Annotated in this window: 20 protein-coding genes; 11 read left to right on the forward strand and 9 right to left on the reverse strand. The window is 62.3% G+C overall.

Going from position 1 to position 21,534, the window contains the following annotated elements; genetic code table 11:
• The first annotated feature begins 1,105 nt into the window (after positions 1-1,105).
• From BM403_RS01155 to BM403_RS01180, 6 genes are read left to right on the forward strand one after another with little or no spacing between them, the layout of a single operon-like run.
• Entirely contained in the window at positions 1,106-3,499 is a 2,394-nt protein-coding gene (locus BM403_RS01155) for a TonB-dependent receptor plug domain-containing protein (RefSeq protein WP_093541261.1), read from the forward strand.
• 16 nt (positions 3,500-3,515) lie between these two features.
• Positions 3,516-4,481: an amino acid ABC transporter permease gene (locus BM403_RS01160; RefSeq protein ID WP_043205611.1), complete on the forward strand. Its 966-nt coding sequence runs from the start codon at positions 3,516-3,518 to the stop codon at positions 4,479-4,481.
• On the forward strand, positions 4,474-5,247 hold the full coding sequence (locus BM403_RS01165; protein WP_015884859.1) for an amino acid ABC transporter ATP-binding protein: 774 nt from the start codon (positions 4,474-4,476) through the stop codon (positions 5,245-5,247). Before BM403_RS01160 ends, BM403_RS01165 begins: the two co-directional genes overlap by 8 nt.
• Positions 5,248-5,265: 18 nt before the next feature.
• Complete coding sequence (locus BM403_RS01170; RefSeq protein WP_015884858.1) at positions 5,266-6,189, forward strand: ABC transporter substrate-binding protein; 924 nt, start codon at positions 5,266-5,268, stop codon at positions 6,187-6,189.
• Positions 6,190-6,201: 12 nt separating this feature from the next.
• A complete protein-coding gene (locus tag BM403_RS01175; protein ID WP_093541263.1) occupies positions 6,202-7,785 on the forward strand; it encodes a flavin monoamine oxidase family protein in 1,584 nt (527 codons plus the stop codon).
• Positions 7,786-7,796: 11 nt separating this feature from the next.
• A complete protein-coding gene (locus BM403_RS01180; protein ID WP_015884856.1) occupies positions 7,797-8,231 on the forward strand; it encodes a RidA family protein in 435 nt (144 codons plus the stop codon).
• A 60-nt stretch (positions 8,232-8,291) separates the two neighbouring features.
• Here the strand turns inward: BM403_RS01180 and BM403_RS01185 are convergent, their stop codons facing one another.
• Complete coding sequence (locus BM403_RS01185; RefSeq protein WP_015884855.1) at positions 8,292-8,669, reverse strand: c-type cytochrome; 378 nt, start codon at positions 8,667-8,669, stop codon at positions 8,292-8,294.
• A 317-nt stretch (positions 8,670-8,986) separates the two neighbouring features.
• Between BM403_RS01185 and BM403_RS01190 the strand changes: the two genes are divergently transcribed.
• From BM403_RS01190 to BM403_RS01200, 3 genes are all read left to right on the forward strand, one after another.
• The gene (locus BM403_RS01190; protein ID WP_043205608.1) at positions 8,987-9,379 is read left to right on the forward strand and encodes a DUF4398 domain-containing protein; all 393 of its coding nucleotides are present in this window, start codon (positions 8,987-8,989) and stop codon (positions 9,377-9,379) included.
• Positions 9,380-9,389: 10 nt separating this feature from the next.
• Complete coding sequence (locus BM403_RS01195) at positions 9,390-10,163, forward strand: OmpA family protein (RefSeq protein WP_015884853.1); 774 nt, start codon at positions 9,390-9,392, stop codon at positions 10,161-10,163.
• Positions 10,164-10,328: 165 nt separating this feature from the next.
• Positions 10,329-11,663, forward strand: coding sequence for an LLM class flavin-dependent oxidoreductase (locus tag BM403_RS01200; protein WP_093541265.1), 1,335 nt, complete (start codon positions 10,329-10,331; stop codon positions 11,661-11,663).
• Positions 11,664-11,667: 4 nt separating this feature from the next.
• On the opposite strand, the gene BM403_RS01205 is transcribed toward BM403_RS01200, so the two are convergent.
• A complete protein-coding gene (locus BM403_RS01205; protein WP_015884851.1) occupies positions 11,668-12,174 on the reverse strand; it encodes a hypothetical protein in 507 nt (168 codons plus the stop codon).
• Positions 12,171-13,085, reverse strand: coding sequence for an Ssp4 family T6SS effector (locus tag BM403_RS01210; protein WP_093541267.1), 915 nt, complete (start codon positions 13,083-13,085; stop codon positions 12,171-12,173). Before BM403_RS01210 ends, BM403_RS01205 begins: the two co-directional genes overlap by 4 nt.
• Positions 13,086-13,272: 187 nt before the next feature.
• Between BM403_RS01210 and BM403_RS01215 the strand changes: the two genes are divergently transcribed.
• On the forward strand, positions 13,273-13,761 hold the full coding sequence (locus BM403_RS01215; protein WP_093541269.1) for an Hcp family type VI secretion system effector: 489 nt from the start codon (positions 13,273-13,275) through the stop codon (positions 13,759-13,761).
• A 214-nt stretch (positions 13,762-13,975) separates the two neighbouring features.
• Here the strand turns inward: BM403_RS01215 and BM403_RS01220 are convergent, their stop codons facing one another.
• From BM403_RS01220 to BM403_RS01235, 4 genes are all read right to left on the reverse strand, one after another.
• A complete protein-coding gene (locus BM403_RS01220; RefSeq protein ID WP_093541271.1) occupies positions 13,976-15,439 on the reverse strand; it encodes an aldehyde dehydrogenase family protein in 1,464 nt (487 codons plus the stop codon).
• A 340-nt stretch (positions 15,440-15,779) separates the two neighbouring features.
• Positions 15,780-16,625, reverse strand: coding sequence for a GNAT family N-acetyltransferase (locus BM403_RS01225; protein ID WP_093541273.1), 846 nt, complete (start codon positions 16,623-16,625; stop codon positions 15,780-15,782).
• A complete protein-coding gene (locus BM403_RS01230) occupies positions 16,622-17,806 on the reverse strand; it encodes an NAD(P)/FAD-dependent oxidoreductase (protein ID WP_043205605.1) in 1,185 nt (394 codons plus the stop codon). Before BM403_RS01230 ends, BM403_RS01225 begins: the two co-directional genes overlap by 4 nt.
• A complete protein-coding gene (locus BM403_RS01235) occupies positions 17,796-18,932 on the reverse strand; it encodes a DSD1 family PLP-dependent enzyme (RefSeq protein WP_093541275.1) in 1,137 nt (378 codons plus the stop codon). The genes BM403_RS01230 and BM403_RS01235 overlap by 11 nt, the downstream gene beginning before the upstream one ends.
• A gap of 95 nt (positions 18,933-19,027) precedes the next feature.
• Here BM403_RS01235 and BM403_RS01240 point away from each other — a divergent pair, with 95 nt between their 5' ends.
• Positions 19,028-19,912: a LysR family transcriptional regulator gene (locus BM403_RS01240; RefSeq protein WP_015884844.1), complete on the forward strand. Its 885-nt coding sequence runs from the start codon at positions 19,028-19,030 to the stop codon at positions 19,910-19,912.
• Between the two features lies 1 nt (position 19,913).
• Here BM403_RS01240 and BM403_RS01245 read toward each other — a convergent pair whose 3' ends face one another.
• On the reverse strand, positions 19,914-20,627 hold the full coding sequence (locus BM403_RS01245; protein WP_093541277.1) for a cupin domain-containing protein: 714 nt from the start codon (positions 20,625-20,627) through the stop codon (positions 19,914-19,916).
• Between the two features lie 23 nt (positions 20,628-20,650).
• Positions 20,651-21,502 carry a GNAT family N-acetyltransferase gene (locus BM403_RS01250; RefSeq protein ID WP_093541279.1) on the reverse strand — a complete coding sequence of 284 codons (852 nt, stop codon included), beginning with the start codon at positions 21,500-21,502 and terminating at the stop codon, positions 20,651-20,653.
• Positions 21,503-21,534: the final 32 nt, after the last annotated feature.

A 21,534-nucleotide genomic window follows, 5' to 3' on the forward strand; every position in this document is an offset into this window, starting at 1 on the left:
CCAAAAACGCTTCGCCCCAACACTCGGCACCTCGCTCACGCTCGGTGTGCCCGTAATCCGCCAGGTATTTGGGGGGCCGCCGCCACGCGCCATCCATGGCGCGGGGCGGCTAAACCGGCATCCCTGCCGGTTTACCCCCCAAATCCCTGTCGAATTCCGGCCAGCGTGTTTGACGGGGCGCCCCAGATCAAGATCAAAAGCAAGAGCACGGCGGCCTGGTAGCCGACCTGAGTGGTGTGGAGCAAAGGCAAACGCGGCGGCCTTAAAGCCGACCGGAGTTGCGTCTGTCGATCGCGGTCCAAATGTGGGAGGGGGCTTGCTCTCGATAGCGGTGTGTCAGTTGATGCATCTGTGGCTGCCCCACCGCTATCGGGAGCAAGCCCCCTCCCACAGTTTGATCTCCATACATCAGGCAGATATCAGCCTGCTTTTGATCTGCTTTTGATTTTGATCTTAGGCGCCCCGTCAAACACGCTGGCCGAACGCAGGCTTGAATCCGTGGGTAACCCGGCAGGACGCCGGGTTAGCCGCCCCGCGCCATGGATGGCGCGTGGCGGCGGCCCACGGATTCAAGCCGGAGTGAGGGCATGCCGAGCCTAGGCGAGGCGCCGAGTGTTGGGGCAAGAGCCTTTTGGTTACTTTTGGCTGGGCCGGCATTCCGGCTCTTTTCAAAAGTGACCCGCCGTAAGGGCGGAACCCATTTCAGCCGTTACCCAAACAACGGATATGTACCCCGTCTACCCAACGAAAATCTCAAAAAAACATTATTTATATGAATAAAAGCATTCATAAATAATGAAAGTAGAGAATATTAGCTTATACCCAAATAGCATTATATTTTCAAAACCCATTCCGTTATGTTTGATCGCAACAGCCTACCCCTGACCTCGGATGGTACCCAGCGTAATCAAGATTCTGCGCGCCATAACCGGGTGACAAGCCCACGGCAGAATCGTTGGAAGGGAGCTCAACGTATGTTGCCAACTCAATCCCCACACTCGCCGCACACCTAGTCCTCAATCGCCGCAACACCCCTGAAAAAATCGAGCACCGCGCCCGCCCGCGTGCCTGCCCGACTTCGCGATTTGGACTGTCTGGAGTGGCTATGAAGCAAGTCTTACAACCGACCGCCGTACTGGCACTGGCCTTCCTGGCCAACACCGCCCAGGCCCAGGACGACAGCACCCTGTCCACCGTGGTGGTCACCGGTAACCGGGGCGCCGAACAACGTACCGTCACCAGCAGCCCGGTGCCGATCGATGTGGTCAGCGCCAAGCAACTGCAAAGCACCGGCAAGCCCGGCCTGATGGAAGCGTTGAGCGCGGTGATCCCGTCGCTGACCCTGCCGGAAAAAACCGGTTGGGACGCCAGCGGCATCGCCCGCGCGCCGAACCTGCGTGGCCTGAGCGCCGCCGAGGTGCTGGTGCTGGTCAACGGCAAGCGCCGTCACACCGCCGCTACCTTGAACATTAACGGTATCAACACCGGCGCGGCCCCGGCCGACCTGGACCTGATTCCCATCAGCGCCATCGATCATGTCGAAGTCCTGCGCGACGGCGCCGCCGCCCAATATGGCTCCGATGCCATCGCCGGGGTGATCAACGTCATCCTCAAGGCCGACACCAGCGGCACCTCGGTGACCAACGCCGGCCTGGGCTATGACGGCAAGAAACAGACCGTGCAACAAAGCCTCAACAAGGGCTTCGAAATCGGCAACGGCGGCATCGTGCAGCTGGCCCTGGACGCCCGCAGCCAGAATGATGACAACAAGGCCAGCGCCAACGGCTACACCTATGAGCAAGCCTACGGCCTGGCGGGCAAGTCCACCTACGGCGGCTATGGCACGCCCAAGACCAACCTGCTGACCCTGGGCTACAACGCGGAGCTGCCGATCGACGACAGCCTCAGCCTGTATTCCTTCACCACCTATTCGCGACGCAAAGCCGAGCAAGGCCAGAACTTCCGCCTGCCGACCATCACCAACACCATCACCACCGGGCCCAACGGCTACCCGTCGGGCTATACGCCTACCTGGTTTATCGACGAAGACGATTTCCAGGCTGCCTTCGGTGGCAAAGGCACCGTTGGCGAGTGGGACTGGGACCTGTCCACCACCTACGGGCGCAACGAGGCGGAGCAGGGCACCACCCACAACCAGAACCCGTCGCTGGGCGAGGCCACGCCGAATCACTTCACCTCCGGCACGTGGATTTCCACCGAGCTGACCACCAACCTCGACTTCAAGCGCGGCTTCGACATCGGTCTGCAAAAGCCGCTGGACCTGAGTTACGGCTTCGAGCATCGGCGCGACACCTATGAGGTGCAGGCCGGTGACTACGAGTCCTACGCCAACGGCGGCTACTGCGTGGCACCGGGCAATTGCGCGTCGTCCGGGGCGCAGGTCACCAACGGCATTTCGCCGGATGAAGAAAGCAGTGCCTCGCGCAACAGCCTCGCCGGTTACGTCGACGTGGGCTTCAACCCGGTGCCGGATTGGTACGTCGGCACCGCGTTCCGCTACGAGCACTACAACCAAGGCGTCGGCGCCACCCGGAGCGGCAAGCTGACCACCCGCTACGACTTCACCCCCGAATTTGCCGTGCGCGCCACCGTCAGCAACGGCTTCCGTGCACCGTCCCTGGCCAACAGCCTGTTCAGTGCGCGCTCCACCACCTATGGCGTGGTCGACGGTGTGTACCAGTCGATCAACTACGGCGTACTGCCGGTGGGCTCGGCGGCGGCCAGGGCTTTGGGGGCGGAGGACCTCAAGCCCGAGCGCTCGACCAACTTCAGCCTCGGTTTCACCCTCACGCCTACCGACCGCCTGAGTTTCACCGCCGATGCCTACGTGATCAACCTGCGCGATCGCATCACCCTCACCGGAACCTTGCTCGGTCCCGAGATCACCCAGGTGCTGCAGAACAACGGCATCAACTCCACCTCGGGCGGCCAGTACTTCATCAATGGCGCCGACACTCGCACCAAAGGCCTGGACCTGGTCAGCAACTACAGTCAGGACCTCGGTCAGTACGGCTCGCTGAAGTGGACGGCGGCGTTCAATTGGAACCAGACCAAAATCCTCAACTACAAGGAGTCGACCAACATCCTTGGCACCTCCTATGAGTTGATGAACCGCGAGGCGCGCAACCTGATCACCGGTGTGCAGCCCAATACCAAGCTGATCCTGGGCGGCGACTGGAGCATCGACCGCTTCAACCTCAACCTGGCCCTGACCCGCTACGGGTCCTACAAGGAAGTGAATGCATCGGCCAATCGCGACCTCGACCGGGTCTACAGCGCCAAATGGATCACCGACCTCGACCTTGGCTACAACCTCACCAAAGACCTCAACGTGGCCATCGGCGCCAAGAACCTGTTCGACATCTACCCCAAGAAACAAGGCGTGCCCAGCAGCACCATGGTCAGCAGCTACGGCACCTATTCGCCCTACGGTTTTACCGGTGGGTACTACTACACCCGCTTGACCTATGCCTTCTAAGGCCGAGGAATACACCATGCCCATCGTCGCCAAATCCTATGACCTGATTGACTCACCCAGCCCGGTGCGCCAGGCCCGTGTCTCCACGCCGATCAAGGCCCTGCAAGTGGTGCCCGCGCGGCATCCCTGGCGCTGGGCCGGGTCGATCTTCGCCGCGCTGGTGCTGCTCGCCATCGTGCATTCCCTGGCCACCAACCCGCGCTGGGAGTGGGGTGTGTTCGGCCAGTGGTTCTTCTCGCCGTCGGTGCTTCGCGGCTTGGGGCAGACGCTGTTGCTGACCCTGCTGAGCACTGTGTTCAGCATCATCCTCGGCACCGCGCTGGCATTGGCACGGCTGTCGGGCTCGCCGCTGCTGGCGGCGTTGGCCTGGGGCTATATCTGGTTCTTCCGCTCGATGCCGGCGCTGCTGGTGTTGATCATCCTCTACAACTTCGCCTACCTGTACGACCACATCGTGCTCGGCGTGCCGTTCACCGGCGTGGTGTTCGCCGAGTGGTCGACGGTGGATGTGCTCAGCCAATTCACCGTGGCGGTGTTGGGCTTGAGCCTGATGCAGGCGGCGTACGCGGCGGAGATCATTCGTGGCGGCCTGATCGGTGTCGATGCCGGCCAGCATGAAGCGGCGGCGGCCCTGGGGTTGCCGGCCTCGAGACGCATCTTCCGGATCATCCTGCCCCAGGCGCTGCGTTCGATCCTGCCGTCGGGGTTCAACGAAATCATCGGCCTGGTCAAGGGCACGTCCATCGTCTACGTGCTGGCGCTGCCTGAGCTGTTCTACACCGTGCAGGTCATCTACAACCGCACCCAGGCGGTGATCCCGCTGCTGATCGTCGCCACCGTCTGGTACCTGATCATCACCACCGTGCTCACCAGCGCGCAGTACTACGTCGAGCGCCATTTTGCGCGTGGCACCGCACGGGTGCTGCCGCCCACGCCGCTGCAACGCCTACGCGGTTGGTTGAAGGAGAAAACCCATGGGTGAGGCACGCGCCGGGCGCATTCAGATCCAGGGCGTGGGCAAGCGCTTTGGCAACCAGCAGGTGCTCAAGGACATCGACCTGACCATCGATCCAGGCAAGGTCACGGTGATCCTCGGGCCGTCCGGCTCGGGCAAGTCCACCTTGCTGCGCACCATCAACCACCTGGAGAAGATCGACAGCGGGCATATCACCATCGACGGTGAATACGTCGGCTACCGCCGCAAGGGCGACCTGCTGTACGAGCTCAAGGAGCGCGAAATCCTCAAGCGCCGCATCGACGTGGGTTTCGTGTTCCAGAACTTCAACCTGTTCCCGCACCTCACCGCCTGGGAAAACGTCGCCGAAGCACCGCTGGCCCACAAGCGCTGGAGCAAGGCCGACGCCCAGGCCAAGGCGCAAGAACTGCTGGCCAAGGTCGGCCTGGCGGACAAGGTCGATGCCTACCCGCGCCAGCTCTCCGGCGGCCAGCAACAGCGCGTTGCGATTGCCCGCGCCCTGGCGCTGGACCCGAAAGTGCTGCTGTTCGACGAGCCCACCTCGGCCCTCGACCCCGAATTGGTGGGCGAAGTCCTCGACGTGATCAAGGGCCTGACCCAACTGGGTGTGACCCTGGTGATTGTCACCCACGAGATCGGCTTTGCCCGCGAAGTGGCCGACCACGTGGTGTTCCTCTGCGACGGCCAGTTGATCGAAGAAGGCCCGCCTGAACAGATTTTCCGCCAACCCCGACATCCCCGCACCGTGGCCTTTCTCGGCAAGGTGCTTTAGTTAACGGAGTGACTGCCCATGTTTACCTCTACTGCTCGTATCGCGCTGTTGGCGATCGCCGTCGGCACCGCGCAAGCCGCGCTCGCCGTGCAACAGGTCGACCTCAGCCCCGACCGCCCGCGCATCCATGTGCCGCGTAACGAGGCGGCCATCGCGCAGATCCCGCCAGGCTTCAAGTTCGCCCAGCCGGGCAAGTTCACCGTGGCCGTGTCCGGCGTGGCGGGGCCACCGCTGGCGCTGCTGGCCAGCGACGACAAGACCACCATCGGCAGCGAGGCCGACACCGCGCAGCTGGTCGCCGACAGCCTCGGCCTGCAACTCAACGTGGTGCAGACCAGCTGGGAGGACTGGCCCCTGGGCGTCAGTTCGGGCAAGTACGACGCGGTGATCAGCAACGTCACCGTGACCGAGGCGCGTAAGAAGCGGTTTGACTTCGCCACCTACCGCCAGGATGTGCTCGGGTTTTATGTGAAGAGCACCAGCAAGATCAGCGAGATCAAGGAAGCGGCGGACATCGCCGGTCTGAAGATTATCGTGGGGTCCGGCACCAACCAGGAAAAAGTCCTGCTGGCGTGGAACGAGGCGAATGAAAAGGCCGGCCTCAAACCGGCGCTGCTGCAGTATTTCGACGACCAGGCCGCCGCGCAATTGGCGGTGCAGTCCGGTCGCAGCGATGCCCTGTTCGGTCCCAATTCGGTGTACGCCTATTCCGCGGCGATCACCGGCGGCATCAAGCGTGTCGGCACCGTCAACGGCGGCTGGCCGTTGCAGGCGGACATCGCCGTCACCACGCGCAAGGACAACGGCCTGGTCAAGCCGATCCACACCGCCCTGGAAGGCGCGATTGCCGGCGGCCAATACGAACAGGTGCTGCAACGCTGGGGCCTCGACGTAGAGCGTGTCGACAAATCGCTGATCAACCCACCGGGGCTGCCGGATTAAGGAGACATCGACATGGGACTGACACGACGTGAAGCGCTGTCGAGCATCGCTGCGGTGGGCGGCGAGCAGGCCGCCAAGGATGCGCTGGCGGCATTGGGCCTGGGGCCGTCGTCACACCGTCGCCCGCAACCGCTGAAACTCAAGAGCGGCCTGGGGCAGGGCACTCGCGTGCTGGTACTGGGGGCCGGAATCGCGGGGCTGGTGACGGCGCTGGAACTGACCCGCGCCGGGTTCGACGTGCACGTGCTGGAGGCCCGTGAGCGGGTGGGCGGCCGTACCTGGACGATCCGCAACGGCGACCGCGTGGACTACAAGGACGGCCGCACGCAAACCGCCGCATTCGACCCCGGGCATTACTTCAATGCCGGGCCTGCACGGATTCCCAGCCAACACCGTACGATCCTCGACTATTGCAGTGAGTTGGGTGTGCCGCTGGAAGTGCTGGTCAACAGCAGCCATGGCGCCCAGGTGCGGCCGGATGTGCAAAAGCCGGCATTCACCGTCGGCCAGGCGATCAACGATGCGCGGGGGCATGTGTCTGGCTTGCTGGCCAAAGCCGTGCAGCGCGATGCCCTCGACGATCTGTTGAGCGCTGAAGAACGCACGCGATTGTTGGCGTTTTTGCAGGTGTATGGCGACCTGTCACACGCGCTGGCGTTCGAGGGCACGCTTCGTTCGGGGCACCTGGAATCGCCTGCGCATCCCGGTGCCTTACCCGCCAGCCGCGGTCCGTTGACGCTCGACCAATTGCTGCACCCGGAACTGTGGGGCGCGCTGCTGCACACCGAATTCCCGGAGTTCTCCGCCACCATGTTCCAACCGGTGGGGGGCATGGACCGCATCACCGATGCCTTCTACCAGCGCGTCAGGGGCCACGTGCAACTGGGCGCCCAGGTGCGGCGGATCCGCCAGTTGGAAGACGGCGTGGCGGTGACTTACCACGACACGCTCAGCGGTCGCGAACAGGTGGTCCGCGCCGATTACCTGATCTCGACGTTGCCACTACCGCTGCTGGCCAAGCTCGACACCGATTTCAGCGACCCGATCAAGGCCGCCTTGCTCAGCACCCGCAGCGACCAGGCGACCAAAGTCGCTTGGCAGTCGCCGCGCTTCTGGGAAACCGACTACCGCACCTACGGTGGCCTGTCGTGGATCGAACACCCGGCACGCCTGCTGTGGTACCCGAGCAACGACCTCAACACCCGCGAAGGCTTGCTGGTGGCGGGCTACGTGACCGGGGAGGGCGCCGACGTGTTTGGCGCGCAGCCGTTCGACAAGCAGTACGCCACCTCCAAGGAGGCCGTGGAACTGTTGCATCCGGGCTATTCAAAACACCTGCGCCACCCGCTGGCGGTGTCCTGGGAACAGATTCCCTACAGCGAAGGCCCGTGGCTGCAACGTGAACACTTCCCGGCCGACGCCAGCGCCTTGCTCGAAGCCGGGCATGGCCGGGTGTATTTCGCCGGCGACGGCCTGGTGCAAAGCGGCGTCGGTATCTGGCAGGAATCGGCGGCCAACTCGGCGCGCCATGTGGTCGGGCAACTGGCCGAACGGGTCACCCAACAAACACACCTTGCGGCACTTGCCGCCTCGTAAGGAGCTTCATCATGAGCGACAGCATCCAACGCACCCGTGTCGGCGATTTCCCGATCTCGCAGACCGTCACTGTACCGGCTTCAGCCAGCCTGATCTTTGTCAGCGGCACCTTGCCTGACGTGCACGACGCGACCGCCCCGGCAGGCACGCCGGCGGCCTATGGCAATACCGAAGTGCAGACGGTCTCGGTCTTCAACAAGCTGCGCACGATCCTGCGCCAGCAAGACCTGGACCTGGGCGATATCGTGCAGTTGCGGGTGTTCCTGGTGGGCGCCGAAGAGACGGGTGGCAAGCTGGATTTCGCCGGCTTGCAGGCGGGCTACACCCAGTTCTTTGGCACGCCTGCGCAGCCGAATAAACCGGCGCGCACAGCGTTGCAAGTGGTGGCATTGCCATTGCCCGGTGCGTTGGTTGAAGTGGAGGCGATCGCTGCCAGAACAGTGTGATGCGCATGGGGGAGGTGCAGGCGAGCGGTTGACGGCCTCAGTCGACCGCTCAGCTCAACATCACCGACTTTTTGCAATCACACTGCTCATGTACTGATGTAAATCGCGAAAGTCGTTAACGCTCCACGCGTGCGGTGCCAGCTTTACACCATTCTCTCGCAACGTTCTTGGAATCAAGTCTCCATTGGGGCGCAGTATTACCGAAGACACAATGACGCCTGGGTAATCATGCAGGCGTTGTTTGAACGTAGCCGTTGTCAGGTCGGGTGTAGGCGGGGTGCTTTTGTTGGCCAGGGGCCCCGTTCCTTTGATATCGGCGCCGTGGCATAGCGCGCAGCGCTGTGAGTAGAGCGTTTTCCCGTTGACGTTATCCGCGAAGCAGAGTGATGTTTGAGTCAGCGATAAAATGCCCAGTGTCGCGATGACTGATATTTTCATTGTTATACGTCCTTGTCATAACGGCTTTGTTTCATCTCAACCGTTTGATTTTGCTGAGTAAATTACTATCTGGCTGATGGTAAAGCCGCCATTCTCCTGCGGGACATCCTTGCGCGCAAGGGCGCCCGCTCTCCCTGTGCGTTGCCTAAGGTTATGCATTTTTTTCGAGAAAACTCCTACATGATGGTGGGATTTTTCATTCTTTATACTCGTCTTTTTCCTCCTAGGATGTGGCGCGATCGCTTGAACGCAAGCGAGACGGCGAGGGCTGTTTCTACCCGTCCCGTAGCCATCAGTAAATGCTTAGGAGTCAACACATGAAAATGACCAACGTGAGCAAACGCCTGTGCCGCTCGGCCTTGGTTGTGATCGTCACAGGTGCATTGGCAGGTTGTGCCGCGACGCCGCTGCCGGCGACAAAAATCTCCATGGCCCGTGATTCGGTTGGGCGCGCCGTGTCGGCGCAGGCCACCCAATTCGCACCGCTGGAAATGAAAACGGCCCAGGACAAGCTGGCGCGCATGGAGCAAGCCATCGGTGAGAAAAATTATCTCCAGGTCGACGCCTTGGCCGAGCAGATCGAAGCCGATGCCAGCCTGGCCGAAGCCAAGGCCAATGCCGTGCGTAAACAACAGGTCTTGATGCAGGCGCGAGAGGGCATCCAGGTGCTCAAGCAGGAAATGCTCAACGCCCCCGCGACTACCCACTGAGGATCCTTCCATGCGTGCCACTTTAGTCATTCCTGTTCTTTCGGCCCTGGGCCTGGCGTTGGCCGGCTGCGCCACCCCGCCGGAAAACCCGCAACTCCTGCAAGCGCGCAGTCAATTCTCCAGCCTGCAGCAAAAGCCTGAGTCCAACACCCTGGCGGCGGTTGAAACGCGCATTGCGTCCAATGCTGTGGACCGTGCCAACCAACTCTCCCTGCACAACCGTACCGACCCACAGATCGACCAGCTCGCGTACTTGGCGACGCAGAAAATCGCCCTGGCCGAGCAGACCATCGTCAGTCGCAAAACCGACGCCCAGCTCGATAACATTGCGGTGGACCGCACCCAGGTACAGCTCGACGTGCGCACCGCGCAGCTCAAGGCATTACAGGCGATGAAAGCCCGGCCGACCGAGCGCGGCCAGGTCGTCACCTTTGGCGACGTGCTGTTCGACACCGGCAGGGCCGAGCTGAAACCGGGCAGCCAACGCGACTTCCAGGGGCTGGCAACCTTCCTGTTGCAGAACCCGGAGCGTCAGGTACGTGTAGAGGGCTTCACCGACAGCACCGGTGGCGATGCTTTCAACCAGAGCTTGTCCGAGCGACGTGCGCAAGCGGTTGCCCGTGGCCTGCAACAGCTCGGCGTGGGGCCTCAGCGCATGGCGGTGATGGGTTACGGCAAGCAGTTTCCGGTCGCCGATAATGTGAGTGCGCAGTCGCGCCAATTGAATCGCCGGGTGGAAGTGATTGTGTCCAACGACGGTTCAGCGGTCAGCGCCCGGCGCTAAGCCGTGCCAGTGATTGTTATGCGAGTTATGCAGGTATGGGTTTTTTTAGATCAATATTTTTAATAATTAGCATAGATCTATAAAGCCTTTCACAAGCCCCGCCCCCGGGCATTAAGGTCATCCTCCACAGGCCAGCACCGCTGCCATCCACGGAGGAATACCTTGATGCCCACCTTGCCTCGCCAACTCAAATTCGGCGCCATTCTCACCGGCGTCGGCACCGCACAAAACGAATGGCTGCACCCGCAAATCCCAGGCGATGCCAGTGTGGATATCGACTGGTACCGCGCCCAGGCACAACAGGCGGAAGCGGCCAAGTTCGACCTGGTGTTCATCGTCGACAGCCCCTACATCACACCGGACTCCGCGCCGCACTTTCTCAACCGCCTGGAACCGTTGACGCTGCTCTCGGCCATCGCCGGCGCCACGTCGAACATCGGCCTGGTGGCGACCCTCACCACGTCCTATACCGAACCTTTCAACGTGGCGCGGCAGTTCGCGTCCCTGGACCATATCAGCGGTGGCCGCGCAGGTTGGAACGTGGTCACCACCGGCCTGGAAGGCGCGGCCGGCAACTTCGGCCGTGAGCAGCATATCGACCACACCGAACGCTATCGCCGGGCGGCCGAACACCTGGAGGTGGTGCAGGGGCTGTGGAACTCCTACGAAGACGATGCCTTTGTGCGTGACAAGCAAAACAAGGTGTTCCTCGACCCGCAACGCCAGCATCGCCTCGATCACCACGGTGAGTTTTTCTCCGTCACCGGGCCGCTGAACATCGCGCGTTCGGCCCAGGGCCAACCGGTGATTTTCCAGGCGGGGATTTCCGAATCCGGGCGTGGCCTGGCCGCCAACTATGCCGAGGGGATTTTTGCCGGTGTGGGCAATTTCGAAGACGCCCAGGCTTATTACAGCGACATCAAAAAACGCACCGCCGCCGCCGGGCGCAACCCCGATCATGTGACCATCCTGCCCGGCATTTCGCCGATCATTGCCGACACCGATGAGCAAGCCCAGGCCATCGACCGCGAGCGTAATGGCGAGCTGGACCTGAACAAGGCGCTGGTGCAATTGGGGCGGCCGTTCAACTACCACGACTTCAGCCAATACCCTCTGGACGAACCGTTCCCGGACCTGGGCGACCTGGGCAGCAACGGTTATCGCGGGCATGCCGAAAACATCAAGCAGGTTGCCCGTGACCAAGGGCTCACCTTACGTCAGGCGGCCTTGCGTTTTGCCAAACCGTTTTCCAGCTTCGTCGGCTCGCCCAAGACCGTGGCGGACGAGATTGAGCGCTGGTTTGTCGAGGGCGCGGTGGACGGGTTCAACATCCACGTGGGCGCGCCGGAGGACTTCGCGCGGTTTACTGATCAAGTGTTGCCGCTGTTGCGGGCGCGAGGGTTGTTTCGCAGTGAGTACAGCCACAGCACGCTGCGCGGGCATTTGGGGTTGCCGGTGCCGGTGAATCGGCATACGGCGGCGCGGGCGGCAGCGGCGTAACGGGTCACCACCACTTCCAGCGACCTTGTTTTTTCAGGGTCGCGATGATGGCTTGGCGCTTGTGGCGGATTTCGACTGATTTTTGCCGAAGTTCGCGGCAGCGGTTGCAGTTGAGGATCAACAACCCGATCAATGGGCCGAGGATGGCCATCGAGTAGAGATACAGGTCGGGGCGGTAGGCGATTGTGGGAAGCGCTATCAGCAGGCAGATCAGGTATATCGCGACGTTCAGCCAGACCCAGTAGGTGCGGCCGTACAACACTTCGTATTTGGCAAGGGCAAACACTGCGCCAAGTCCTGCGGCGCCGAAAAGAGCGGTTTTGGCAGCAAAACCTACGGGGTATGTTGAGAGATAAGTGAGCATTGTCAGCGTTGCCGTCAATCCTAGTGAGGTACATGCGATAAGCATGTCTGCCCCGATTACAGGCATGTACCGCTTTAGAAGCTTCCAGGGATCTTCAATAAACACAGTTGAGTAGTATTGGTTTTTTATCTCCTCCTGCCCACTCACTGGCTGACCTCCTCGTAGATGCCTATCGCAATCGTCCTGGTGTTTCCGTTAGTTGCACTGCTGGTGACGCTCAACGATGCAGCCAATACGTCGATTATGTGGGTAGCCGTCGCACGCTGCATATTCGTAGCGCTGATACGCTTGGGGGCTCTACCCATAGCTTTCTCCAACTTGAGCAGTTTGGACGTCAACCTCGGGTCTCGGATTCTAAGCATCTCGTCATTCAGTTTTGCCCTCTCTTGCCGCGTCAGGCCCTTGAGCACTAAACGAAGGGGTTTTCCGGTTACTCGTGTGGTTGTACTGACTGCTTTCACTGTGACCAACATAGAAGTGGCAACGCCCAGTAAAGAAATGCCGTCCAACACTGCCGTCGCGTCCTGATACCAGGATTCACTATCTAAATAGTCATTGACCTGCGGGAACACCGCTTCTGAGCCGGTTCGGATAACGCCAGCCATACACTGTACGGAACCCGCCACCGCTGCGGCCTTACCAATGAACGAAATCAACGCACTCGTACCTGCCGTAAACGGCATCAGCACAACCCCACTTGTAACCACTAGCCAACTCAGCAGCGCCCCCGCACACGTCACCGCCGTATTCATCGCCTCCGCCACTAACCTCGACTCCCGAGGCTCATGCTCCAGCATCCGCTTGAACTCCACCGGCCCCACGTGCCGTGGCGCTTCACGCAGCACGACCTTGATCGGCTGTACGCTGCAGATCGCCTGGAACTCACGCAGCACCACCACATTGAACACCTCATCGATATACACCACCCCCGCGCCAATCAGCGCCGGGTCGCTGTCAATCACGGAAAACAATCGACGCAGGTCAATGCTGCCTTCAATGCGTTGGCGTGTGGTGCGGTGAGCCGAGGGGAATCCATCTTTAAGCAGCGAGGCCTTCATTCCTTAACTCCTGGGTATTCGCGGAGTTGAGAGGTTAAAGACGCAGCGAAGCAAATTAATGTCAGACGTTTCGCCTTTTCGAGACGGGCCCTTCCCGATCTTGCTTGACCACCTTGTGAGTACCACCCCGATTCAGGAACAGTGCGCCCCGCGTCACTCACGGCGCAGCACAGGACAGGGAGCCAACATGGCAGTCGATATGTTTTTGAAACTGGGCGATATCAAGGGTGAATCACGGGACCAGGCCCACCGTGACGAGATCGATATCACCGAGTGGGCCTGGGGGCTGTCGCAGACGGGATCGATGCACTCCGGTACGGGCGGCGGGGCAGGCAAGGCCGATTTTGCCAACCTGAACCTGACCAAACCGCTGGATAAATCCAGCCCCAACCTGATGATGGCCTGCGCGAGCGGCAAGCATTACCCAGAAGCAAGACTGGTGGTGCGCAAAGCGGGAGGTACCAGCCCGGTGGAGTACCTGGTGATCACCTTGAAGGAAGTCATGGTGCTGTCCTACGGCACCGGTGCCGACAGTAAAGATGACCTGCTCTACGACCGTATCGCCTTGAATTTCGCCAGCGTCGACATCAGCTACCAGCCGCAGAAAGCCGATGGCGCCAAAGACGGCGGGCCGGTGAAATTCGGCTGGAACATCCGGCAAAACATCAAGGCGTAATACCTTGGAAGGCCATAGGCACCGAGTGGTGGGGCGTGCGTTTGGTTACTTTTGGCGTTTTCCAAAAGTGACCCGCCGTAAGGGCGGAGCCCATAGCCGCCGTTACCTAAACAATGGATATGTACTCAATCAGATCCAACATCCTGTAAATCACATAGCAGCAGTTGATACCCGTCACGAGGGCCCCACAAGAAATCATGTAGCCCCTCAGAACTCACTCACCAAACCCAATAATCGCCTTAGTCTCCAAATACTCCTCAAACCCCTGTACCCCATACTCCCGCCCATTCCCCGAACGCTTGTAACCCCCAAACGGCGCCATCGGGTTCCAAGCCGGATGGTTCAAGTGCACCTGTCCTGCCCGTATACGCGAAGCCACGGCCCGCGCAAGCTCCAAGTCCTGCCCCTGAACGTGAGCACCCAACCCATACACCGTGTCATTGGCAATCGCTACCGCCTCATCCACCGAGTCATACGCAATAATGCACAACACCGGCCCAAATATTTCCTCCTGGGCAATGCGCATCCCACTCTGCACCTCAGAGAACACCGTCGGCCGGGTATAGAAGCCCTTATCAAAACCCGCCACCCGCCCAGGCCCACCGCACACCAGTTTTGCCCCCTCGTCGAGGCCGGCGGCGATCATGGTTTGGACGCGATTGAACTGGGCCTCGTTGGCAATCGGACCCAGCACCGTGTCTTCCGACTGCGGGTCGCCCACGACGATTGCCTCCACGGTGGCCGCCGCCAGCGCCTCGACTTCGGCCAAGCGGTGTTTCGGCACAATCATCCGGGTCGGTGCGCTGCAGGATTGCCCGACATTGCGAAACGCCGACATCACGCCCAACGGCACGGCCTTGGCGAAATCCGCATCGGGCAACAGGATATTCGGCGACTTGCCGCCCAGCTCCTGGGTCACGCGTTTCACCGTCGGCGCCGCCGCTTGTGCAACCAGCGCGCCGGCGCGGTTGGAGCCGGTGATTGAAATCATGTCGATATCGGAGTGCGCCGCCATGGCTGCACCGACCTCGGCACCGCTGCCGTTGACCAGGTTGAAGACCCCAGGCGGCAGGCCCGCGTCGTGCACCAGTTGGGCAAACAACAGGGCGCTCAGCGGCGACAGTTCGCTGGGTTTCAACACCACGGTGCAGCCGGCGGCGATGGCCGGGGCGACTTTTGCGGTGATCTGGTACAGCGGCCAGTTCCACGGTGTGATCAGGCCGCAGACGCCGATGGCTTCGCGCTCGATCGCGGTGCCGCCTTCCACGGTCTGGAATGGATAGCTGGACAGCAGGTCACGTGCGACCCGAACGTGTTCAGCCGCCAACGGCACCTGCATCGCCCGGGCGAAACTGATCGCCGCGCCCATTTCCAGGGACAGCGCCTGGGCCAACTGCTCTTTGCGCTCAAGGATGAGCGCGTGGATGTTCCCAATCACCTGCGCGCGCACGGCGGCCGGGGTCGCAGACCAACCCGCAAACGCCGCGCGTGCTGCTGCGACGGCGCGGTCCACATCCGCGGCCGAGCCACGTGCCACCTGGGCGACTACCGTCTCATCGGCCGGATTGACCACCGGTAAACTGGCCGGGATGACGGGCGAAACCCACTGGCCATCGATGTAAAACCGCTGGGATGTGTGCGGATCGATGCTGTTGCTATGCGAAGAGTGTGTGGTCATCCAACGAGCTCCCTGGAGCGGTAATGGCGCTGCGAACAGCACGGCCCTGTCTTCCCGATAAACTAGCAAAACGGCCCCACCCAAAGATGCCGTTATTCAAGCCTGCAAGGGATAATCTGCTGAATCCAACATCCCCCGCAGCCCACTAGATTCTTTGTAGTGAGCGGGCTTGCCCCGCGCTGGGGTGCGAAGCGGCCCCAATATGGGCTAATGAATTTCTCCAGATAAAACGGGGGCGCATGGTTTCAGGGCCGCTTCGCAGCCCAGCGCAGCCCAGCGCGGGCGATGCGGCGACCCGACAAGCCCGCTCACTACAAATCCTCTGCCGCAGGTTGTCTTGCTAGCCGATTGCTTGCGTTACCAGGGCAAATTGCTGGACGCCGTCGCGCGATTGCGGGGGCACGCCCAGCACCATGCGTGGCGCCCTGTCCACGCATGGCAGCCCCAGGCTTTCCAGCCAGCCGGCCAAGCCGCAATCGGCCAGAATGTCGAAGCGCACGAAGGCTCCGGGAATCAGCCGCAGCAGGTGGGTGATCAACTGTCGGGCCTGGTCCGGGTTCTGCGCGACCACCGGGCCGATGATATGCCCGCGACCAAATCGACGCAGCAGGGCGCAACCCTGCAGTTGCCCTTGCGCCTCGAGGCCGGCCACGTGCTCGGCCGTGGGCAGCAAATCATTGAGCACCCCGGTGCGGTCCAGGCCACTGCCTGCATTGGCGAGTTCAATCACCTGCGGGTAATCGGCCAGGCTCAGCGCGCGGCATTGCGTGTGCTCGACCAAGGGCTGTGGCGCTGGGGTCTGCGGCACGCCTTGATGTTGCTGGATACGCGCGAAATCGACGAAGCCCATGCTTGCGTAAAGCGGTGCGCCGGATTCGGTGGCGTTGAGGATCGGCGTGCGCGGCGCCGCAGCTTCCAGGCACAGCTGCATCAGCCGGCGTCCGATGCCGTTGCCTTGGTGCGCATCGTTGACGATCACCAGGCCGATGGAGGAATAAGCGCCCTGGTGACAGGCGAATGCCACGCCCACCAGATGGCCGTCATGCTCGGCGACGAAGCCTTCGGAGGTGCGCTGCACCATGGCCCAATCTTCCTCGCGGTGAGGCCACTTCAGGTGTACGGACAGCGCATGGGCGGCGGGTATGTCGGCGGCGGTGGCCGAGCGATAAACATAGGCGTGGCTCATATCAGTTTTCCTGTGGTGGGCGCGCTCGCGGGCACCGTCGAAGGCTGGGTAAACCGCCGGATATCAAAGGGGCTGATCAGGGTGCTGGTGCTGCCGGTGCTGATCAGTTCGGCCATTACGTCCCCCACGCCAGGGCCGAGCTGGAAGCCGTGGCCGCAGAAACCAAAGGCATAAAACAGCCCGTCCACGGCGCCACTTGGGCCCATCACCGGCAGGGAGTCCGGGGTGTAGCTTTCGATGCCACTCCACACGCGGATGATGTTCAGCTTTTCGGCGCCGGGCAGCAGTCGGCGCATCTGGCGCATCTGGTTGAGCAGGCTCTCGGGCTTGAAATAGGCGCGTCGATTGATCATGTCCGGGGTACAGCGATTGCCGCCGCCGATGATGATGTTGCCGCGTGGGATCTGCCGGAAGTAGATCACCTCTTCCTTGATTTTGGTAAACACGCCGATCACGGTCGGCAAGGCATAGGGCACCGGTTCGGTGACCGACATCTGCGGGCCGTTGGGCTCCAGCGGTACCGGTTCACCGAAACGCTCGGACAACCGCGCCGCCCAGGCACCGGCGGTAATCAACAGTTGCTCGGCAACGAACAATTGCCCATCGGTGGTGGTGACGTGGAACAGGCCGTTGACCTTTTCCACGTCGGCGACTTCGGTTCTTTCCTCGATGCGCGCACCGAGGCGTCGTGCCGCGCGTGCAAACGCCGGGGCTGCCAGGCGCGGGTTGGCGTGACCGTCATGAGGCGCGTAGGAGCCACCTTTTACGTCCGGTCCCAGAAAGCCGAAGCGTTTGTGCAACTCGGCGCCGCGATAGATTTGCAGGTCCAGCTGCGCCGCTTCCGGCGCGGCGGCGTAGGCCTCCAGTTCGGCAATTTCATCTTCGCGGTAACACACACGCATATGCCCGCTGGGGATGAATTCAAGGTCGTCGTCGATCAGTTCCGGCAGGCGTTTCCACAGCGCCCACGAACGATTCGCCAGCTCCAGCTGCCCCAGGTAGCGTCCCTGGCGGCGCACGTTGCCGAAGTTGACGCCGCTGGCGTACTGGCCGATCTGGTCACGTTCCAGCAGCGTGACCGAACAACCGCGCCGCCGCAGGAAAAACGCGGACGACGCCCCCATGATGCCGCCGCCGATGATCAGCACATCGCTTTTAGATCCTGCTTGATTACCAGCCATGGAGGCGGCTCCAGGTGTGCACGCCACCGTCGGCGTCCAGGGCGTGATAGTCCGGGAACTGCGCGCCGGTGGCACAGGCATGGTTAGGCAGGATGCGCAGCCGACTGCCGATGGGGAAGCGTTCGGTAATGTCATCACCGTCGACGGTGTGCAGGGTAATGATGCCGTGTTCCTGGTTGGCGCCGGTGACGCGCGCGCCTTCGAGCCAGACGCCGGCTTCGCTGCACACTTGGCCATAACCAAAGTCCTGACGCTGACGCTGGGTACCACGGTCTCGGCTCATCGCCATCCAGCCGGCGTCGGTGATGACCCAGCCTTTCTCCGGTTGATGGCCGATCACGCTGGTCAGCACGCTCAGCGCCAGCTCGTCCGGCTGGCACACGCCGATGTTGTGCATGACCAGGTCGAAGAACACATAGACCCCGGCGCGCACTTCGGTGACGCCGTCCAGGTCCAGCGCCGACAGGGCCGTGGGGGTGGAACCGATGCTGACGTCGGGGCATGCCAGCCCGGTCGCGCGGATTCGTTGCGCGGCGCGCACGCACAGCGCACGCTCCTGTTCGGCCAGCACTTGCAGGGCTTCAGGCGTGTCGAGTTCGTAACTGGAGCCGGCGTGGGTCATCACGCCACGCAGGTGCATGCCGCCGTCGCTGAGGATTCGCGCCACGTCCAGCAGGGCCTCGTCTTCAGCGGCCAGGCCGGAGCGGTGGCCATCGCAGTCGATTTCAATCCATACGTCGAGGCGCTCGTCGTGTTGCTGTGCAAACGCGACGAGGGCTTGGGCACCGGCGACGCTGTCGGTGAGCAGGCTCAGGTTGCAGCCTTGGCGCCGCAGGGCCAGGGCTTGGGGCAGTTTGCCCGGCGCGACGGCCACGGCATAAAACACATCGAGGATTCCTTGGCTGAAGCAATGCTGCGCCTCCTTGAGGGTCGACACCGTGACACCGCTGGCGCCCGCAGCGAGCTGCGCCTGGATCACCGGCAGGCATTTACTGGTCTTGATATGCGGGCGTAAACGCACGCCGAGGGTATTCATCCGTTGCTGCATCCGCTGGATATTGTGCTGCATCCGCGGGATATCGATCAGTGCGGCGGGGGTGTCGAGGGCGGCAATCGGCGTGGGCATGGCAGGGCTCGAATGGCTGGGTTCAGGTTGCACTCTACTCAGGCATCCTTAAGGTGTGGTTCAATCAAAGCTAATCAATCATTAAGTAAAATTGAATGATCTCCATCGAAGACCTGCGCCTGGCCGCCACACTTGCACGCTGCGAGTCGCTGAGTGCTGCCGCCAGAGTCCTGAATGTGTCGCCGCCGGCGCTGTCCATGCGCCTGCGTAAGTTGGAGACGCTGCTGGGGCTGACCTTGGCCAACCGCGATGCGCGGCGCCTCAGCTTGACCGCCGACGGCGAACGTTTTTCCCGCGAAAGTGCGCTGCTGCTGGAGCAGTTGGAAGCGCTGCCGGAGTCATTCAGGCAAAAGGACGAAACACTGGTGGGCACACTGAGGCTGGCCGCGCCGTTTGGCTATGGCCGCCAGCGCATCGCGCCGCTGTTGGCACGGTTTGCCAGAGTGCATCCGCAGCTTTGCCTGCACCTGGATCTGCGCGAGACACCTTGGCCGGACCGGCATGACAGCGATGCGGTGATCCACATCGGCCATCTCAACGACAGCCTGTGGACCGGTCGGCAACTCACGCCGAACGAGCGCTGGTTATGCGCGAGCCCGGCCTACCTGCAAGCGCACGGCGTGCCGTCCTCCCCGGATCAACTCGCCGAGCATCGCTGCATCTGCATTCGAGAAAACGATGAGGATGTGACGCTGTGGCACCTGCGCAAGGGGCAGGGCCGCAAGACGTTGCGCGTGGAGCCTGCGTTGCTGAGTAACGACGGCAGCGTTGCCCGGCGCTGGGCCGAGCAAGGCTTGGGGTTGGTGCTGCGTTCGCAGTGGGATGTGAGTGACGCCATCGCCAGCGGCAGCCTGGTACGCGTGTTGGCGGACTGGAGCTTTGACAGCGCACCGATCGTCCTGCTGGTGCCGTCACGTAAACTGCGCAGCCCGCGCGTCCAAGCCTTGGTGGCGTTCCTGGAAGAGGCGCTGAAAGCCTGATTTATTTCACCGCGTAGACCTTGCGCACATACACTGTGCTGTTCCAGGCACACGGCGCGCCTTTGGCCACAAACACGCTGTCACCGGTGTTGACCGTCACCTCGGCACCGCTGTCATCCTGCAGGGTGACGCGGCCTTCGAGCAGGTGCATCAACTCATGCAGTTTGTGCGGGCGACCGTGGCGGGCGTAGGGCGTGGAGTCCCAGATGCCGATACGCAGCTCGGTGACCGCATCGTCGAACAGGTTGAACGCACGGCACTGCGGCGTGGGACCGATCAGGATCTGCGCTTCCGGCGCGGCCGAGGGGTTAAGCAGGGTGTGCGGGTCGAGCAGGGTCAGGCCGGGGCGGGCGGGTGCGTCGGCCTGATCGTAGGCGCAGAACGCCCACTGGCTGCCTGCGCTCGCCTGCACGGTGAGGCGTGTGCCACGACCGATCACGGCGCTGGCGCCGATGCCCAGTTCCAGCGTTTGCTCGGCACTGCTGAGCACCACATGGCCTGCGTGCACCACCAGTGTTTCACTGTGGGGGAAGTCTTCGATCACGGTGTCACCGCTGAACCCTACAAGGCCTGCGGACACACCATCGTCGCCTCGCCAGGCGAGTTGACGGGTGTCGCCGAATGGGTCCAACGCGCTCAAGGCGCCCGTGTTGAAGGACGTGGCAACGCGGCTGCCGTCGGCACGCGCCAACAGCAGGATACGGGGAGATGACATGGGGAGTGCTCCGGGAGGAAAAGTCAGCCGATCGCCTGGGTGATCAGGGCAAAGGGGTGTAGGCCTTGGCTGGCCTGGGGCGGCGTGCCTCGGGCCATCTGCGCGACGGTGTCGACGTTCTTCAGGCCCGCCTGTTCGAGCCAGTCACTGAGGCCGCAGGCGACGGGGATGTCGATGCGCACAAAGGCGTCCGGCACCTGGGCCAGCAATGTGGCGATCAGGTGCTTGGCCTGCTCGATGTGCTCGGCCACCACCGGGCCGATGCACCGCCCACGCCCAAACGGTCGCAGCAGGGCGAAGCCGCGTAGCTGCCCATCGCGCTCGATGCCCACGGCGTGCTCCACCTGCAGGTCGCGTAATACGTCGCGGCGGTCGAGGCCGCTGGCGGCTTTGGCGAGTGTCAGCAGGGCGGTGTGATCATCGGTGTGCAGGGCGCGGCAGGTTTCGCCGTTGGCCAGCGGCGGCAGGGCAGGCACCTGCACCTGGCCCTGATGCTGCTGCACCCGTCCGAATTCGACAAAGCCCTGGCTGGCGTACAACGGCGCACCGGCGAGGGTCGCGTTGAGGACCGGGGTGCGTGAGCCGCAGGCGGCGAGGGCTTTTTCCATCAGGCGTCGGCCGATGCCCTGGCCTTGGTAGTTATCGCTGACGATCACCAGGCCGATGGTGGCGTAATCGCCTTGGGGGCAGGTGAAGGCGCTGCCGATCAGCCGCTCGCCGTCCGTCACCACGAAGCCGTCGCTGACCCGGTGCAACGTGGCCCAGTCTTCCAGGCGGTGGGGCCATTTGAGTTGTACCGACAGGGCGTGGGCGGCCGGGAGGTCGTCTGTGGTCATAGGGCGGTAGGTATAAGCGGGGTGTGGCAGGGCGGACATGGCATGCCTCCATAGAACGTGGTTTTTTGCGG

Origin of the sequence: Pseudomonas sp. OV546 (genome assembly GCF_900116845.1) — a bacterium.
GTDB classification, from domain to species: domain Bacteria; phylum Pseudomonadota; class Gammaproteobacteria; order Pseudomonadales; family Pseudomonadaceae; genus Aquipseudomonas; species Aquipseudomonas petroselini.